We start from the raw sequence: 18,645 nt of genomic DNA, 5'->3' as shown, positions 1-18,645 counted from the left end.
CTGGGACTGAAGCGGGGAACGGAAGGCGTGAAGTAGAACCTACTACCAGAGGCGACCACTGCCAACCATCCATGATTAAGGAGACTGAATGTCCGGCTTGAACCATCGTAAAAATTGAGTAGCGAAACAGGTTGATACGCTGCGTTCAAAAGAGCAAGGGGAAAAGTAGGAGGCTAGTAGTTCTACCTACACAGACCTTTAAAAGTACCCCGGTGGAGAGGACAAGTCTAAAGATGGAATGCCCATATAAATGGAACGTTTTAAGTCCTCCTAGACTCTGATTATCTGGTCGAGATATCAGTAGGAATAAGTGTAACCGCAAGTCTTAGAGGATGTGAGATGTGACCAGAAGCCAACGCCCAACTGTAATGGTAGGGATATGCTAACAGGTCACGGTTTGATTGTAAAGAATAGAGTCTAGTAGGAGTTACTATGACGAAAGCGAGTTTAAAGAAAGGCTTTGAGAAATCGAAGTTAATCAAGACGTGCGTTCGGATGGAAACAAATTCCCTGGGCAAAAGTTCAGAGGAAAGTTTTCAAGCTCCAAAAGAGGATATTTCAAGCAGCTAAATCGGGACAGGATGCAAAGGCTAGAAAGTTGCAACGTCTATTGGTGAAGTCATATTATGCTCGACTCTTAGCAGTGCGACTGTAGGGGCGGGTTCCACGGTCAGCCATGCTTCCCAACAGTCAGCTTAATAAACCCGCCCTCCCAAAGATAATTCAAGGCAAAGAAAATGGCTGGAGTCGGATGGAATGAGAGGCAATCTCAATCAAGAACAAAGGTTTTGAACTTGTTGAGAAATATTAAGGGAAAACCTCAAAGCAAAACCACTGCGACGGGTGTGGATTCCAAAACCTGGTAGGGATGAAAAACGCCCTCTAGGAATACCCACAATCCAAGATAGAGCCAGGCAAGCCTTGGTGAAGTCGGCACTTGAGCCCGAATGGGAATCAAGATTTGAAGGAACAAGCTATGGGTTTAGACCTGGACGGTCAGCCCATGACGCAATAGCACGAATCTATCTATGTATCAAACATAGTAGTTATTATGTGTTGGATGCTGATATAGCAAAGTGTTTCGACCGAATAAACCATGATTACCTACTGTCCAAAATTCATTGTCCAAGCAGCCTAAAGAAAGACCTGAAACAGTTGCTTAAAGCTGGCGTGCTAGATAACGGTGTATTCGAGGATACAGACTCAGGGACACCTCAAGGAGGGGTAATAAGTCCACTCCTAGCCAACATCGCACTGGATGGAATGGAAAGGTTAGTTAAGGAAATGTATCCAAATAAAGGGACAACCACCCAGGTCAACCTAATAAGATACGCCGATGATTTTGTGGTCATATCCAAAGACTTAGGAATCATTGAACAGTGCAAAACTGCTATTTCTGAACGGTTAAAACCTGTAGGACTAGAAATAAAACCTGAAAAGACCCGAATCTGCCACACACTCAATCCTATCGAGTATAATGGCAAAACAGAAGAACCAGGGTTCGACTTTCTAGGTTTTAATATCAGGCAATATCCAGTAGGAAAGTATAAATCTGGAAAAACAGGTGGAGGAAACAGCCGATTAATCGGTCACAAAACCTATATAAAACCCAGTAATAAAGCAGTTACAGCCTTTACACAAAACACACAGTACGGTATAATGTATGGCTATTGTATAAGTTATCACAACCAACTACCATGAGCCGTTACTCTTTAGATTTTCGGAAAAAGATAGTAGAAGCCTATGAAAAAGGAGACACTTCTATCCGAAAAGTAGCGAAACGCTTTTTGGTGAGTCCAGACACGGTAAGGCGACTGGTCAAACAGTATCGATTAACGGGAGACTTATCTCCTCGTAAGTGTGGCACTAAAAAGAAAAGCATTTGATCTCAGCATGAGGAAGCCGTGATAGATATTGTAGAAGCCCACCCCGACCTGACCTTATGGCAATATAGTGAGAAGCTCAGAGACAAGCTGGGCATAAATGTCAGTACGACCATGATAGATAGATTTTTAAAGCAGCACGATATAAGTCTCAAAAAAAACATACAGGAGCGAAAAAGTAGTAACTGAAGAAGTACAGAAAGCGCGAGTAGATTATTGGTAAAGAATTAGAGATGTGGCTCCTGAAAAGCTTGTGTTTATTGATGAAAGTGGGTTATGGGTAGGGATGAGCAGACCGTTAGCCAGAGCGACGAAAGGGAAAAAAGTCTATGAACTGCGGAAATCCTATCGAGGTCAAAAAATGACAATAATTTGTGCAATTAAGTCTCTCCGGAGTGGTAGCGACTCAAACATTAGAAGGGTCCATGAAAAAAGAGGATTTTCTCCAATTAATCAAGTTAGATTATTATTGCCAAAATTAAAAAAAGGAAGATAGTAGTGGTAAGTGGATAACTAGAAATTCTCATCATACGAGAAGAAGTACAAAGAAAGTAGATAGAGTACGAGTAGGAGACCAGGGTAGAATATCTGCCGGTGTATTCCCCTGAGTTTAACCCGATAGAGATGATGTGGTCACAGCTCAAAAGTTTAGTGTGCAAGTTCAGGACGGAGACCATGGAATTATTAGTGAGATTGGTAGAAGTGGCGGTAAGTCTTGTGGATTTACAGTGTTTAAATAACTGGTTTACCAAGTGTTATTACTGTGCTTAATGATTGAGATAAAGGCTGTAAAGCCCATACAGAAGTGATAAAAGGTGTAATTGAACAACATAAAACAGCACCTCAATCTGCCCTGATTGGTAAACTAAACCCAATCATAAGGGGATGGTCAAACTACTATTCAGCAGTAGTTTCAACAGAAACCTTTAATAAACTGGGATAGCATAGTCTGGTTAATGTTACGGGCATGGACAATTTCAAGATGCGGAAAGGCAAGTTACGAAAAGCTAGGAAACTACTTCCATAAAGGAACGGTTAAACTTAGCAATGGGAAAGAAAGACATGAATCCTGGTTATTCAAGACTAAGGATGGACTCACATTATGGCAACATAACTGGACTCCATTGGTCAGACATACCATAATACGCCCTGACGCAACACCATACGACGGAAATTGGACTTACTGGGCAACCAGGAAAGGACAAGCAATCGACACGCCAAACAGGGTAGCAAAACTACTCAAAAAGCAAAAAGGCAAGTGCGCCTGGTGCGGGCAATACATTACCCCATCAGACCTAATTGAAGTAGACCACATTGTACCTCGAAGCCTAGGTGGAAAGGATGAATACAAGAATCTTCAATTACTGCACCACCACTGTCACGATGATAAAACGGCACTAGACAACGCCAACGCTGTGTCCTTAACAATGGAGCAGTCAAACTAGGAGCCGTGTGAGGGGAAACTTTCACGCACGGTTCTGAATGGGAGGGGATGGAGGCGACTCCATTCTCGACCCCTACTCCATGTGGGATGTCCGAAACAGTAGGTTGGGTGAAACCCAACAGCAGTTGCTGGGGTGAAACCGGAAGGCGATCGCCCTTATCAATGGTAACACAATTTACCATGTTCCATGTGGGATGTCCGATGGTGGGAGATTCGGTCGAGAAGGGTTCAGAAAATCGTGGACAACCATCCCCAGCAGTAGACCACTGATGACCGTCACCAACACCGAGACATAAATCACCCACACAGACAGAGAATTTAGGCTGCTGATAGCACCAGAGATAGCGTTCGATTGTTTTTTACCTGATAAAGCCGCTAAAGCCTCTGTGGCATTTTGGTAACGCTTGCGACAATCAAAAGCCACCATTTTATTTAAAACCTCAGCCAATTGGGGGCTGACAGAAACTTGATCAGCCCAAATTACTTCTAGCGTGTTAGGGTTTATCCGTAACTTATCGGGAGGCAATCCTGTTAACCCTTGAATTGCCACCATTCCCACTGCATAAATATCGCTGGCAAAATTAGGACGGCCTTTCCATTGTTCGTGGGGTGTATATCCGCGAGTACCAATAGGTAGGGTAAAATTTCCTTGGGCGACCGTAGTTTCTCCACCAATGTCTTTGACCGTCCCAAAGTCGATCAGCACTATTTTTCCATCCCTAGTGCTGCGCCGGATATTGGAGGGTTTAAGATCGCGGTGAATTATACCTTGTTGGTGAACAACTTTCAGGACTTCTAAAATTTCTCGCAACAGTTGAGTTACCTGGGGTTCCTTGAGTGGAATGCCATTTTGGGGGCAGATTTCATCCGTCAAATCATGACCCTCAATATATTCTTGGACCAGATAAAACTCTTGATTTTCCTGAAAAAGGGCAAAAAGTTGGGGGATTTGGGAGTGTTCCCCCAGTTTATAGAGGGTTTTGGCTTCTCTGTCGAACCAATCCTGGGCTACTTTCAACACCCGGGGCTGAGTCGATGAGGGTTTGAGTTGTTTAACAATCCGGTGAGGATAATCAGGGAGATGAATATCCCGCGCCAAGTAAGTTTCGCCAAAGCCACCTTTACCCAACGAAGATTCGATCTGGTAGCGTCCGCCAAGCAGTTGTCCGACTTGCATAATTTGGGGGATAATGTTTTTGGGGGAATGGGATTTTAATTGAATTTTGGTATAATGAAAGCAGGTAGAGGGTAGAAGGTTTAATTGCCTCTTAGTCAATATTCTACTCAACTTACAGGAGTCAGGATATGATCAAACTTCAATACTTCGTGCTAATGCTAGTCCTTGCCGTTTTGGCTGGGTTTGGTGTCGGGGCTATTTTTAATCCTGGGTCTTCCACTACTGCTGCTGATCCTACAACCAATCCGGCGATCGATGAACAAACCACATTCAAATGCGTTGACGGAAGCAGCGGTTGGTCAACGGTAGCCGAGAGAGGGAATGCCGTTTCTAAAACGCCGATGATTACTTGGAATAGTGAAGAATTTGGGGATAACTGGACTCCCCAAGATCGCTGTCACCAAGTTTCTGAGCGACTAACCCTGGCGGTGACCAATAATGGGGGGCAGTTATTGGGATTAGACTTAACCCATGGCAGAGTGAAGCAGCTAACCGTGATTTGCGTAGTCAATTCCCGGCAGCAGACCTGCAGGGAGAATAATGTGCTGTTTACTCTCAGCCAGAAAAATGCCCCCACCCCCAGAACTACAATAGCAAGGATAATCGACTTTAGCCAGGGGCAGGATGTGTCGCCCATAGATGAGTCCGGTTATCCCCAGTATTTTACCCTGAAAAGTTGGGTAGATCGGCATTTACCCCATAGCAGTGGGTTTTAGGGTGGTTCACAAAGGGGGAGTGCTTAACCCAATCTCGATTATCATGCCCAAATTATCGCAGAAATCCGGTTTGTTGGTGGTGGCAGTGCTGGCGGTGGCTCTGGGTGTGAGGGGCTGTGGTCGGCTGTCGTCCGAGAATGTGGCGAAAAAAGCCCAGGAAGTCACGGTGATGGTCGATGGCTGTGCGGCGGGTTCGGGAATGATTTATCGCCGTCAGGGCAATACTTATTATGTGCTGACCGCTCATCATGTCGTCAGGAATGCTCAGGATACTTGTTTGATTATCACTCCTAACGGTATCCGCCATCGGGCTAATCGGGAAGTGACTGTCCCCCTGGCTGATGTGGATTTGGCCGTGTTGACTTTTACCAGCGAGAATGACTACAAGCTGGCGAGGTGGGGAAACTCTGACCGGGTGGCGGTAGGGCAAACGGTCTATGTGGCAGGCGCTCCGGTGGCTACTCAGGCGGTGCCTCGACGCACGGTGATTATCTCGGATGGGAAAATTATCGGGAAAGTCTCTCAGCCGAATGAGGGTTATAGCTTCATTTACAACAATATCACTCAACCAGGTATGAGCGGCGGGCCGGTATTCAATGACCGAGGACGAGTGATTGGGGTTCATGGTAGAGGCGATCGCGATGATAGAGGCGACAAAACTGGGCAGAATTTGGGGATTCCTATTGCCACATTTTTGGAGAGACCTCAATCGGCGATCGCACAAGGGGGGCAGATTGTTGAAAGTCCTCCTCAAATACAGGAGGCAGCAAACCTGCGCGGCGATTTCACCCTCCCCGCATTACAACAACAAGGAATGATCAAGCGACTGGGACGGGGAGGAGTAGAAGAAGTAATTGCCCTCAACCAAGAGTTAACGGTGGTCATTGCAAGGGGTGGGGCAACTTTATTTAATCTCGCCACTGGGGAAGCCCTCTGGGAAATTGATTGTCCGGCTTCGGGTGGGGCGGTCAGTGCAGATGGGCGGTTATTGGCACTATATAGCAACAAAGATATTTGTCTATGGGATTTAAGCGCTGGGCAGTTTTTGCGCCAACTCACCGGACATACAAACAGTGTGTTAAGCGTCAGCTTCAGTCCTGATGGTCAAACCCTGGCTTCTGGGAGTTGGGATAAGACAGTGCGACTGTGGGATGTGCCTACCGGACGGGAACTGCGCCAACTCACCGGACATACAAACAGTGTGTTAAGCGTCAGCTTCAGTCCTGATGGTCAAACCCTGGCTTCTGGGAGTTATGATAAGACAGTGCGACTGTGGGATGTGCCTACCGGACGGGAACTGCGCCAACTCAGCGGACATACAAACAGTGTGTTAAGCGTCAGCTTCAGTCCTGATGGTCAAACCCTGGCTTCTGGGAGTTATGATAAGACAGTGCGACTGTGGGATGTGCCTACCGGACGGGAACTGCGCCAACTCACCGGACATACAAACAGTGTGAATAGCGTCAGCTTCAGTCCAGATGGTCAAACCCTGGCTTCTGGGAGTTCGGATAACACAGTGCGACTGTGGGATGTGGCTACGGGACGGGAACTGCGCCAACTCACCGGACATACAGACTATGTGAATAGCGTCAGCTTCAGTCCAGATGGTCAAACCCTGGCTTCTGGGAGTTCGGATAACACAGTGCGACTGTGGGATGTGGCTACGGGACGGGAACTGCGCCAACTCACCGGACATACAGACTATGTGAATAGCGTCAGCTTCAGTCCAGATGGTCAAACCCTGGCTTCTGGGAGTTCGGATAACACAGTGCGACTGTGGGATGTGGCTACCGGACGGGAACTGCGCCAACTCACCGGACATACAAACAGTTTGTTAAGCGTCAGCTTCAGTCCTGATGGTCAAACCCTGGCTTCTGGGAGTTCGGATAACACAGTGCGACTGTGGGATGTGGCTACCGGACGGGAACTGCGCCAACTCACCGGACATACAAACAGTTTGTTAAGCGTCAGCTTCAGTCCTGATGGTCAAACCCTGGCTTCTGGGAGTTATGATAAGACAGTGCGACTGTGGGATGTGCCTAACGGACGGGAACTGCGCCAACTCAAGGGACATACATTGTTGGTGAATAGCGTCAGCTTCAGTCCAGATGGTCAAACTCTGGCTTCTGGGAGTTGGGATGGGGTGGTGCGGTTGTGGAGGGTAGGGTTTTAGTGGAGTTGCTCGGGTTTCACCCAACATTTGTTGCTCGGGTTTCACCCAACAATGGTGGTGTTGGGTTCCGTACCTCCACCCAACCTACTTAACTATTGACGAAAAAATCAGCTAAAATGTGAGCCAACTATAGACACCGACTCAATGGTGTATTCCAGTTCAATAATTGAGAGGTCTAATTTTATGGTAACTACCCCTCAACCCACACAACCCACAAAGGTCATCTACCCTGATTCTGATGGAAATCCCATGGCTGAAAATACCCGCCAGTTTCGCTGGATTGTAGTCATTAAAGAGAATTTGGAGATTCTGTTTGATGATGATCCGAATGTCTTTATAGCGGGAGATTTGCTCTGGTATCCCATGGAAGGCAATAATAAACTGCGACAAGCACCTGATGCAATGGTGGTGTTCGGGCGACCAAAAGGCGATCGCGGTTCCTATAAACAATGGGAAGAAGGGAATATCCCTCCCCAAGTGGTGTTTGAAATTCTCTCCCCAGGAAATCGTCTCAAGGAGATGGTGAAGAAACAGCAGTTTTACGATCGCTATGGGGTGGAAGAATATTATATCTTCGACCCAGACCGTTTTGATTTTCATGGGTGGATACGCAATCAAACCGGTTCCCTGGAACTGATTGAGCAGGCGGAAAACTGGACGAGTCCCCGGTTAGGGATTCGCTTTGAACTGATTGAGGAGCAGTTCACCATCTATCGTCCTGATGGTCAGCGATTTCTCACCCCCACAGAGTTAGCCAAAATCGCGGAACAGCAGCGTCAGGAGGCTGAACAACAGCGTCAGGAAGCCCAACAGCAGCGCTTGGAGGCTGAACAACAGCGTCAGGAAGCGGAACAACAGCGTCAGCGGGCGGAGTTAGCGGAAACGCGGCTGCGGGAATTGGAGGCTCGCTTACAGCAACTGGAAGGCGATCGCTCTTTGTAGGTTGGGTGAAACCCAACATTTGTTGCTCGGGTTTCACCCAACATTTGTAGGTTGGGTGAAACGAGGGTGAAACCCAGCATAACGGAGAGATGGTGGTGTTGGGTTCCGTACCTCCACCCAACCTACTTAAATAAGCGATCGCTCTTTGTTGCTCGGGTTTCACCCAACAGAGGTAGCTCGGGTGAAACCCAACATCATTGAGAGATGGTGGTGTTGGGTTCCGTACCTCCACCCAACCTACTTAAATAAGCGATCGCTCTTTGTTGCTCGGGTTTCACCCAACAATGGTGGTGTTGGGTGAAACGAGGGTGAAACCCAGCATAACGGAGAGATGGTGGTGTTGGGTTCCGTACCTCCACCCAACCTACTTAAATAAGCGATCGCTCTTTGTTGCTCGGGTTTCACCCAACATTTGTAGGTAGCTGAAACGAGGGTGAAACCCAGCATAACGGAGAGATGGTGGTGTTGGGTTCCGTACCTCCACCCAACCTACTTAAATAAGCGATCGCTCTTTGTTGCTCGGGTTTCACCCAACAGTGGTGGTGTTGGGTGAAACCCAATATAACGGAGAGATGGTGGTGTTGGGTTCCGTACCTCCACCCAACCTACTTAAATAAGCGATCGCTCTTTGTAGGTTGGGTGAAACCCAACAATGGTGGTGTTGGGTGAAACGAGGGTGAAACCCAATATAACGGAGAGATGGTGGTGTTGGGTTCCGTACCTCCACCCAACCTACTTAAATAAGCGATCGCTCTTTGTAGGTTGGGTGAAACCCAACAATGGTGGTGTTGGGTGAAACGAGGGTGAAACCCAACATAACCGAGAGATGGTGTTGTTGGGTTCCGTTACCTCCACCCAACCTACTTATAGCACTAGTCAATACGGTTAGGACGCAGCCTTGAGAACAGAATCCATGGCATCATGGAGAGAATCAAACTGCTCAATACAATGGCGAATGCGGGCTTTCAACCACGACCAACATTTCTCTATCTTGTTGAGGTCTGGCGAATAAGGCGGAAGATAGAGTAAACGGCATTGAGCCGCCTCCGCCAGTTCAGCAATCCGCCCCCCTTGATGAAACGTTGCATTGTCCAGTACTAGAGTTTGACCAGGCTTCAATGTTGGAATTAAGATGAACTCCAACCACAACTCAAACACTGTCCGATTACAACAACCCTCAAAGCTAAAGGGGGCTAAGAGTTGTTGATGACACCATGCGGCCATATAGCTCACCCTGCCCTGCCTCTTCCCGGATTTGAGGGCATGGAAGCGTTGTCCTTCCTCACAGTAACCATAAGGATAATCCGAGTCTTGACTATTGATGCCAGCTTCATCGAGGTAAACCAACTCTTCCGGCTCCATATGTTGAATCTGAGCAATAAACGCCTCTCGCTGTTGCTTCCAACGTTCTTGGTAGCCGTAAGTTTTTTTTCTGGTGAAGCCAATTTTCTTCAAGGCTCTGGATATGGTGCGAGGAGAGATGTCGTCATCCCAAAGTTCAGCCATCTGAGCGGAGGTTTGATCGCCATGCTCTTGGGCAAAAGCCTGGAATTTGTGCCAGTCGGTAATTTGGTGGCTATGACCAGGTGGGCGATTAGGTTTAGGGAGGAAGTCGCCGGTGTGTTCTTTTCTTTGCAGCCAGAGATTGATGGTGTTCCTGCTGACATGGAAAACTTGACTGGCTTCGGTTTTGGGTATACCGTCTAGTTCAATTGCATTAATAACTTTTTGTCTAAGGTCGTAACTGTAGGGGGCTGGCATTTTGGGTCTTCTGTAGATATCCTTGCCATTATACGTCCTAACTTTTTCTGTCTTGTGCTATATAAAACAGTTATGGGGAATGGTTCTGAGGCTCCGACCTCTTATCCAGACTCGGGGCTGGCTTCCCCACTAGGAGGTGATTTCAGGCATCACAGCCTTATTTGGTCTCCTAAACATTTCGCACTCTCTACTCATTGTTATCATGGGGTCATAATTTCCCAGTCAAAACAGTTTGTTTTATGACCTTGAGTTCCCTGCCTTGTTTGGGGGTTCAACCCAAACGTTGGGACGTATAAACAGTTATGGGGAATGGTTCGAGGCTCCGACCTCTTATCCAGACTCGGGGCTGGCTTCCCCACTAGGAGGTGATTTCAGCCATCACAGCCTTATTTGGTCTCCTAAACATTTCGCACTCTCTACTCCCTGCTATCATGGGGTCATAACTTCCCATTCAAGCAGTTCGTTTGTGACCTGGAGTTCCCTGCCTTGTTTGGGTGTCGAATCCAAACGTCGGGACATATAAACAGTTGTGGGATGGTCAGTGCCTAACCACTTATATCCAACCAAGGGGTTGGAGTCCCCACCAGGCGGTTATTTCGGGTATCTCAACCCTATTTCATGCCTGAACGTCTCGCACCTACAATTATTAATTATCGGCGGTGGGGCGGGTTTATTAATATCGTCCTGGGGATGGATAATTGACGGCGGAACCCGCACCTACAATTATTAATTATCGGCGGTGGGGCGGGTTTATTAATATCGTCCTGGGGATGGATAATTGACGGCGGAACCCGCACCTACAATTATTAATTATCGGCGGTGGGGCGGGTTTATTAATATCGTCCTGGGGATGGATAATTGACGGCGGAACCCGCCCCTACAATTATTAATTATTAATTATATCGTGCCATATAATCTTTTAAGTCTCTGGCGACTTGGGGACAGAGGAAATAAACCCCCAACAGGTTAGGGAATGCCATTCCTAATAACATTCCATCACTAAAATCAATGACGGGACCAGGGGCGACTATGGCTCCCATAAAAGTAGCCATTAGGAAGAGGATTTTATAGATAATTAAACCCTGCCCTCCGGTGAGATAATCCCAGCAGCGTTCCCCATAATAACTCCAGGATATCATAGTAGAAAAAGCAAAGAAAAAAACAGCGATCGCCAAAATTATGGGGAACCAAGTAATGGAACTGCCAAAAGCGGCGGCGGTCAATTCTGCCCCGGCTCCGGTAGCGCGTAATTGCTCATATTCGGGATTATTATATGCCCCAGTAATTACAATCACTAAAGCGGTCATATTACAAACTACAATAGTATCAATAAAAGGCTCTAAGAGGGAGACAATACCTTCTCGGATAGGTTCATCAGTGCGAGCGGCAGAATGAGCGATCGCGGCTGAACCTAACCCCGCTTCATTAGAAAAAGCCGACCGTCTAAACCCTTGAATAATTACGCCCAAAATCCCGCCCTCAATAGCTTCTGGCTGAAATGCTTGGGAAATAATCACCCAAAAAGCACCAGGGATAGCGGTAAAATTAGTCATTAAAATAAACAGAGAGGCAGTGACATATAAAATACACATAAAAGGGACAATTGTACCAGCGACTTGACCAATGCGGCGGACTCCGCCAATAATGACTAAGCCGACTAATGTTGCTAAAACTGCTCCATATAACCAATTAGGTACAAAGGGAAACACCCGGGAAACCGCGCCAAAGGACTGGTTAGCTTGGAACATATTTGCACCACCCAAGGCGGCGAAAATACAGAAAAAGGAAAAAGCGATCGCCAAAACCCGTCCGAAAATCGGATAATTAATCCTTTTTAAACCTTCTGATAGATAGCGCATCGGGCCACCAGAAATAGTGCCATCTGGGTTAACGACGCGATATTTTTGACCGAGGGTACATTCAACAAACTTACTACTCATTCCAAAAAAGCCACCGACAGTCATCCAGAAGACCGCGCCGGGTCCTCCGACACTAACAGCAATAGCTACGCCGGCAATATTTCCTAAGCCGACAGTAGCGGACAGAGCAGTTGCTAAGGCTTGAAAATGGGAGACTTCCCCGGAATCATTAGGATCATCATATTTTCCCCGCACCACGTCTACAGCGTGTCGGAAGGCGCGGATATTGATAAATCCCATGCGGAAGGTAAAGAAAATTCCCCCAACAATTAGCCATAAAACAATTAGGGGAATTCCCATGTCAATCCCAAAGAGATATTTAAATAGATACCCGGTCCCTGCATCCCAGAATAGGACACCAAATATAACATTGTTGACAAACCAGGCGAAACCATCATTAATAGCCTCAAAGACTGTTTGGCTGCGGCTTTCATCCTGAGCCCAAGCGATGGTAGGAATCAACAAAAACAGTAGGGTATATAGCCAAACCCGTTTTTTAGTTATCCTCATAAATGGTAATGGTTCACAAGACTGGGATGGATACTGAGAGAGTTTTGGGAAGTGAGGGAACAGACCGGAGGGGACTCCCCGGTGGGAACTGTTAACTAGCTTGGGAGTCTTGATCTGAAATTTTGTTAGCGATCGCCTGTCCAAATCCTAATACAATCAGGATATTGGATAGAGTCAAAAACAACTCAGCCCCCCCATGTAGCCAATCAATATTAGCTAAAGATTCGCTGTAGGCGACCTGAGCATAAATAGCGGCGGGAATGGTTACCGCCACAAATACCAAAGTTCCGTAAAATCCGATCAGGGCTAGTAGTGGGGTTATTCCTGAACGGGTCAGGAACCAGAGGAAACCGAGATAAGGAAACAAAGACAGAACAAATAGAGTATCTTTAGAGAACATGGTTAGTAGTTTTTAAGTTTCAAGTGATTTGGAAGTTCGCCAAAGCCACCAGGCGGCAATACACAAGGTAAAATTACCTGTAACGGTCATAGCAGCTTGTAGGGTGACCAGCCATTCTAGGTTCGGGGAGTTATCAAAATAATGCCAGGTACAAGCACACATAGCACTGATCAAGGCTGGTAACATAGCATAAGATAAACCCCACCAGGCTCGATTTTCGGTAATTACGCCGTAACTCCAGATTAGCAAAATGGCAACTATCCATTCAATCACGCTAGAAATATGAATGAGCCAGGTGGGAATTGATAAAGCGTGCATAAGCCAATTGTAAATGAATTTCCAACATTGTCGATAATCATCCTAAGTTTATAGGTAACAGACAAATGAGTGTGCATCCGATTAAAGATACGATCACTCTGAATGAGACCCAACTTAATACATTAAGCAGAACCCTGAGATTATCTGAGGGACAGTTTACTCTGTTGTTGGTGCGTTGTAACTATACCAATTTGCGATCGTCAATGGTACAACAACTGCGGCAGAAATTTCCTTTACCCATTCGCGAGCTATATCTTCAGCCATCAATACAGAACTTGTATGGTGCTATTCAAGGGGAATTAGGTCAGGGGGAAGAACCAGCGGCGCTTATGGTCTACGGCTTGGAGTCTGTGAACAGTCTTGATGAAGTCTTAGACGCGACCAATTTTGCGAGGGAGTCTTTTCGGAACTTGGAATTTCCCCTAGTGTTATGGGTTGATGACAAAACCTGGCAAAGAATGAACCGCCGCGCTCAGGATTTTACCAGTTGGGCGACTACTTATGAATTTGTCTTAGGAACTCAAGAGTTATTGGAATTTTTGGAGGCTAAAACCCAAAGGGTCTTTGGGGAAGTTCAGAAATTTGGGTCGCTGCAATTTGTCCCCAATACCAAGATTTTGGGGACGGGTTCTCGGTCAGAAATAGAGTTGGCTTATCAAGACTTAAAACAAAGATTAACTAAGTTACCCACCGAATTGGAAGGGAGTTTACAATTTTTATTTGCTCGTTATTGTTATGCCAAAAATGACATCAATTCAGCCATCAAAAAGTATCACGAAAGTCTGAAATTGTGGCGGAATAGTTCCCATAAACCTCCTAATTTTCACCATGATTTAACTCATTTAGAATGGCAAGGATTGATATTATTTCATATAGGATTATGCGAGATTTATCAAGCTGACCAAAATCGTTGTGGTACAGGAAAAAAAGAATGGGAACGAGCCCAACAACATCTACAGCAATCTATTCAAAGGTTTGAAATTGCTCAACGCCAGGATTTAGTGGCTAAGTTTATTAATAAATTAGGGGAGGTTCTCAGTCAATTAGAACAGTGGGATGAGTTATGGGAATTGGCGATCGCCTCTCGGAAACTCCATCAATCTCCTGGTGAATTCAATCAGATTTTATTGGCTCAGGATTATGGATTTTTAGCAGAAGTTTCTCTGCATCGTTCTCAGTGGAATTATAGTAAAGAATTGGCTGAGGTGGCTTTAGATGTATTGATGCGGGCTAATGTTTCGGAGGCGATCAACTCTTCAATTTGTAATCAGCATCAGGGTCGTTTTCTGTGGCTATTAGCTGAATCTTTAGAAAAATTGAGTCAGCCGACTGTGGCAATTCAAAAATTAGAATGGGCGAAAAAAGCGACGATCGCCCAATATAATCCCCGGTTATATCTGGCTATTTTAGAGACTTTAAAGAGGCTATATTTTGACCTGGGAAATTACCGAGAATCTTTTGAGATTAAGGGAGAATATCGCCGCAAATCTAGCACTTTTGGCTATACGGCATTTATTGGCGCTGGTCGCTTGCAGATTCGCGAACGAGCCATTAATCTTAGTTTAACAGATGCTGATTATGGCTATTGTGCGGATGAAATCCAGACTTCTGGACGGGAAAAAGATATCGAAAATCTCCTGGCTCGCATGGCGAGTCCTCAGCATAAACTCACGGTTATTTATGGGCAATCAGGAGTTGGTAAAAGTTCCTTATTACGAGCAGGTTTAGTTCCTTCTCTGCAAGTTAAGCCTATCGAAGCGCGTCAAGTAGTACCTGTGGTTATTCGCAACTATAAGGCTTATATCAGAGAACTAGATCGGCAACTATCTGGTCTTCAAGAATCAGAAATAGAACCAGAAACCGATGTTGGGTTTCACCCAACCTACCTGGCTGCTGTTGGGTTTCACCCAACCTACCTGGCTGCAAAGGCTGTTAATAGCGGTTATCCTGAATTAACTAAAGCTGACGAAGGGGAGCAAAAATTTCTGATTAACCACATTTTAGAAACCTTGACACACCATTCAGTTAATCATCGGTTAACTGTGCTAATATTTGACCAATTTGAGGAGTTATTTTTTGTTTTAAATAAAAGCGATCGCCAGATATTTTTTAAATTATTACAGCAAGTTTTAAAAATTCCCTTTGTCAAAGTTATCTTATCCCTGCGAGAAGATTATCTGCATCATTTATTAGAGGCTTCTCGTCTGACTAACTTCGAGGAAATTGGCAACGATATTTTAAGTAAAGATATCCTATTTTATGTGGGCAACTTTAGCCGGGAAGAAGCATATAATGTGATTAAGAGTCTGACCGATAGTTCCCGGTTTTATTTAGAAGATGCTCTAATTAAAGCATTAGTCAATGATTTATCCACCGAATTAGAAGAAGTGCGACCCATTGAAATGCAAGTAGTGGGAGCGCAACTGCAAACCGAAAATATCACCACATTAGCAGAATATCAAAAACGCGGACCCATGCAAAAGCTGGTCGAACGTTTTTTGGAAGTGACCATAAAAGACTGTGGCGCGGAAAATGAGACGATCGCCAGACTAATGCTATACCTATTAACAGATGAAAATGACACCCGACCCCTAAGAACCCGTGCGGAACTTTCCGAAGAATTAAAAGACCGACTTAAATTATCATCAGTTACCGTTGAACTCGACTTGATTTTAGATATCTTTGAACAATCAGGCTTAGTGTTCCGAGTAGTAGAATATGATAGCGAATTTTATCAACTTGTCCATGATTATCTCGCGGGTTTTATTCGTCAACAACATCGCTTAGATCGCGATGCGGAGTTTGAACAACTCCAAGAAGAAAATGAGCAGATGCGACGGGAAAGAGAGTTAAATCAACGACTACAAGAAGCTCAAGCCAAACAACATGAAGCGGAGGAAAAATTAAAGCGACAACGCAGAAACTGGAGCATGATTGGCGCGGGGGTCTGTCTTTTCGTTTTGGCTATTGGCGTTTGGGAAGTGCAAAAATGGCAGCGCAATTCTGCCGATCGCCTCGCTGCGTTGAAATCCGTAGAACGCGCCTTGAGACTATCTGACCAAAACAATCAAATCGAGATTTTACTAACAACTTTAAGACTCAGTAAAGACATTGAAGACACCAACCCCACCGAGCAACAAAAACTTGAGGTAACATCTGGTTTACGGGAAGTTATATCTAATATTCAAGAAAAAAACCGCCTACAGGGACATACTAGCAGTGTTCTGGGGGTGGCGGTTAGTCCTGATGGGAATTTAATTGCTACAGCCAGTAATGATCATACGGCTAAGGTCTGGCGTATTGATGGTTTATGGTTACAGGACTTACCCCATCAAAATAGTGTCACCAGTATTAGCTTTAGTGAAGATAGTAAATTTCTGGGGACTACTACCGCCGATAATCAAGTCACAATTTGGGTCTGGGATGAACAACAAGAAAAATTCCAATATCTGCATAACTTAGTAGGTCATGAAGCCTTAGTTACCCGTGTTAAATTTAGTCCCCAAGGAGATTTAATCGCTACCTCTAGTAATGACAATACTATTCGCCTGTGGCGACCTGATGGGACGATGATTCGTGTCTTAGAAGGTCACACCGATAGAGTGTTAGATGTAGAGTTTAATTCCGATGGAGAAAAATTAGCTAGTGCGGGTAAAGATAAAACTGTCCGACTCTGGAACCGCGAAGGAGACCTCTTAGCCACTTTGACCGGACACTGTGAAGGTATTGCTTCGGACTCTTTTGATTACTGCAATATTCATGATGTCAGTTTTAACCCCAAAAATGATAACATTCTGGTTTCCGGTAGTAGCGATCGCACTCTCAAAATTTGGGATTTGGAACAACAACGGGAAATCCGCACCCTAAAAGGACATAATGAGGAAGTTTTGACAGTCTTATTTAGTCCAGACGGGGAAGTAATTGCTAGTGGAAGTCGTGATGATACGGTGAAAATTTGGGGGTTCCCAGATGGGAGTTTATTAAATACTTTAGTAGGTCATCAAAATGATGTCTGGTCTGTAGCATTTACCCCTGATAGTAAGACGATTGTTTCCGCTAGTGCAGATACTAGCGTTAAACTCTGGAGTCGCAGCTATACACCAGAGGCGAAAAGGGTAATTCCAGCCAGTGATGCAGCTATTTGGAGCCTCAGCTTTACTCCCGACAGCCTGGGAATAGCTACAGCGGGTAATGATAGCTTAGTCAAAATGTGGGATCTTAACCAAGATGATCAGACCGCTTTATCCTGGGAACTAGAAGGTTTAGGACAGCCTAGGGATCTCAATTGGGTTACTGTCAGTCCTCAAAAAGATCAGCCTCTGGTCGCCACGGGAGGCGCGGATAATACTATCAAATTATGGACTACCGATGGTGAAGCGATCGCCACTCTCACCGGTCACACTGAACCAGTCAACGCGATCGCATTTAATCCTAATCAAAATATCTTGGCTTCCGCTAGTTCTGATAAAAACGTGATGATCTGGGATGACGATGGTCAATTAATTCAAACTCTGAGAATTCCCGCTTTTCCTAATGATGGTATTGTCAGCGATATCAAGTTTAACGCTGATGGTACTATCTTGGCGGTAGCTATCGGTAATGAAATGGCTATCAGGGCAACCGATGAACTCTATGGGGTGGTATTATGGCGTAAACAAGGAGATAGTTGGATTTCCTATCCCAGTATCCCCTATAATGAAAGTGTTAATAGTATCGCTTTTTCTCCTGAATTGGGAACACTGGCGATCGCATCTGGTAAAAATGTTAAACTATGGTCTCGTAATGGTACTCCTAGACCTGATTCTTGTCCCATGACTGCTTTGGCTACGGTTCGCAGTCTCAGCTTTAGTCCTGATGGTCAAATTTTAGCTACCGCCAGTGATGATAAAAAAATCCGATTATGGGCGGTTAAACGCGATCGCGATAAACTCTGGCCTGCTGATGGTTGTCATGGCATTGACAGCGTAATTGAACCCATTACTACCATTAATCATAATGTCTTTGTTAACCGCATTGCTTTTAGTCCTGATGGTCAAACTTTAGCGATCGCCAAAGACAATGGTAAATTAATCTTATGGAGTATGGATAACCTCAGTCTTGATAGTTTGATTAGTCGCAGTTGCACCTGGTTACATAATTATCTACAAACTAATCAAAATGTGCTACCCTCCGATCAGAAACTCTGTAACTTGACTTACCCCCAAATTACCCGCCGCTAAACTACCTCAATCTGTATGTTAACTTTTGTAACAAAAAGTTAAGAAATGTAAAAATTTTTTTGAGAGGGGGATTGCTTTTTTGCTTGACTTCGGTTACAATTTTATATAATGGGAATCTAGACATTTTTTTATTTTAAGACAGATTTCCATTATGAAACCATACATTAATATCTTAGCATTAGT

The 18,645-nt window shown here is 45.2% G+C and carries 9 protein-coding genes and 3 pseudogenes; 7 read left to right on the top strand and 5 right to left on the bottom strand.

Annotated features, from left to right (window positions below; translation table 11 throughout):
* Positions 1–432 precede the first annotated feature (432 nt).
* The 3 pseudogenes from XZ46_RS16185 to XZ46_RS16170 form a co-directional block, all read left to right on the top strand.
* Positions 433–1,641 (top strand): annotated as a pseudogene (locus XZ46_RS16185) (reverse transcriptase domain-containing protein); the annotation flags it as partial.
* A 56-nt stretch (positions 1,642–1,697) separates the two neighbouring features.
* A pseudogene (locus XZ46_RS32725) lies at positions 1,698–2,654 on the top strand (IS630 family transposase).
* 10 nt (positions 2,655–2,664) lie between these two features.
* A pseudogene (locus tag XZ46_RS16170) lies at positions 2,665–3,328 on the top strand (group II intron maturase-specific domain-containing protein); the annotation flags it as partial.
* A 174-nt stretch (positions 3,329–3,502) separates the two neighbouring features.
* On the opposite strand, the gene XZ46_RS16165 reads toward XZ46_RS16170, so the two are convergent.
* Positions 3,503–4,603, bottom strand: coding sequence for a serine/threonine-protein kinase (locus tag XZ46_RS16165; RefSeq protein WP_228116360.1), 1,101 nt, complete (start codon positions 4,601–4,603; stop codon positions 3,503–3,505).
* Between the two features lie 29 nt (positions 4,604–4,632).
* Between XZ46_RS16165 and XZ46_RS16160 the strand changes: the two genes are divergently transcribed.
* The 3 genes from XZ46_RS16160 (at position 4,633) to XZ46_RS16150 (ending at position 8,335) form a co-directional block, all read left to right on the top strand.
* Positions 4,633–5,220: a COP23 domain-containing protein gene (locus tag XZ46_RS16160; protein ID WP_048895133.1), complete on the top strand. Its 588-nt coding sequence runs from the start codon at positions 4,633–4,635 to the stop codon at positions 5,218–5,220.
* 43 nt (positions 5,221–5,263) lie between these two features.
* Entirely contained in the window at positions 5,264–7,393 is a 2,130-nt protein-coding gene (locus tag XZ46_RS16155) for a WD40 domain-containing protein (RefSeq protein WP_008054434.1), read from the top strand.
* Positions 7,394–7,576: 183 nt separating this feature from the next.
* The gene (locus tag XZ46_RS16150; protein ID WP_008054433.1) at positions 7,577–8,335 is read left to right on the top strand and encodes a Uma2 family endonuclease; all 759 of its coding nucleotides are present in this window, start codon (positions 7,577–7,579) and stop codon (positions 8,333–8,335) included.
* An 885-nt stretch (positions 8,336–9,220) separates the two neighbouring features.
* Here the strand turns inward: XZ46_RS16150 and XZ46_RS16145 are convergent.
* The 4 genes from XZ46_RS16145 to XZ46_RS16130 form a co-directional block, all read right to left on the bottom strand.
* Positions 9,221–10,096: an IS630 family transposase gene (locus tag XZ46_RS16145; protein ID WP_006668177.1), complete on the bottom strand. Its 876-nt coding sequence runs from the start codon at positions 10,094–10,096 to the stop codon at positions 9,221–9,223.
* Positions 10,097–10,989: 893 nt separating this feature from the next.
* A complete protein-coding gene (locus XZ46_RS16140) occupies positions 10,990–12,525 on the bottom strand; it encodes an alanine/glycine:cation symporter family protein (protein WP_006624836.1) in 1,536 nt (511 codons plus the stop codon).
* A 91-nt stretch (positions 12,526–12,616) separates the two neighbouring features.
* Positions 12,617–12,925, bottom strand: coding sequence for a DUF3593 domain-containing protein (locus XZ46_RS16135; protein ID WP_008053663.1), 309 nt, complete (start codon positions 12,923–12,925; stop codon positions 12,617–12,619).
* A 12-nt stretch (positions 12,926–12,937) separates the two neighbouring features.
* A complete protein-coding gene (locus tag XZ46_RS16130) occupies positions 12,938–13,243 on the bottom strand; it encodes a DUF2499 domain-containing protein (protein WP_006668179.1) in 306 nt (101 codons plus the stop codon).
* A 65-nt stretch (positions 13,244–13,308) separates the two neighbouring features.
* Between XZ46_RS16130 and XZ46_RS16125 the strand changes: the two genes are divergently transcribed.
* Positions 13,309–18,462 carry an nSTAND1 domain-containing NTPase gene (locus XZ46_RS16125; protein ID WP_008053660.1) on the top strand — a complete coding sequence of 1,718 codons (5,154 nt, stop codon included), beginning with the start codon at positions 13,309–13,311 and terminating at the stop codon, positions 18,460–18,462.
* Positions 18,463–18,645 lie beyond the last annotated feature (183 nt).

It is taken from the genome of Limnospira indica PCC 8005 (genome assembly GCF_000973065.1).
Taxonomy (GTDB): Bacteria; Cyanobacteriota; Cyanobacteriia; order Cyanobacteriales; family Microcoleaceae; genus Limnospira; species Limnospira fusiformis.
Note: the sequence above shows the minus strand (reverse complement) of the source record. Positions and strands in the feature narration are given on the sequence as shown.

Bases quoted from the DNA above. Each gene is read 5' to 3' on its own strand.
- XZ46_RS16150 (WP_008054433.1), top strand. From the start codon at position 7,577: ATGGTAACTACCCCTCAACCCACACAACCCACAAAGGTCATCTACCCT.
- XZ46_RS16125 (WP_008053660.1), top strand. From the start codon at position 13,309: ATGAGTGTGCATCCGATTAAAGATACGATCACTCTGAATGAGACCCAA.
- XZ46_RS16130 (WP_006668179.1), bottom strand. From the start codon at position 13,243: ATGCACGCTTTATCAATTCCCACCTGGCTCATTCATATTTCTAGCGTG.
- XZ46_RS16145 (WP_006668177.1), bottom strand. From the start codon at position 10,096: ATGCCAGCCCCCTACAGTTACGACCTTAGACAAAAAGTTATTAATGCA.
- XZ46_RS16155 (WP_008054434.1), top strand. From the start codon at position 5,264: ATGCCCAAATTATCGCAGAAATCCGGTTTGTTGGTGGTGGCAGTGCTG.
- XZ46_RS16140 (WP_006624836.1), bottom strand. From the start codon at position 12,525: ATGAGGATAACTAAAAAACGGGTTTGGCTATATACCCTACTGTTTTTG.
- XZ46_RS16160 (WP_048895133.1), top strand. From the start codon at position 4,633: ATGATCAAACTTCAATACTTCGTGCTAATGCTAGTCCTTGCCGTTTTG.
- XZ46_RS16135 (WP_008053663.1), bottom strand. From the start codon at position 12,925: ATGTTCTCTAAAGATACTCTATTTGTTCTGTCTTTGTTTCCTTATCTC.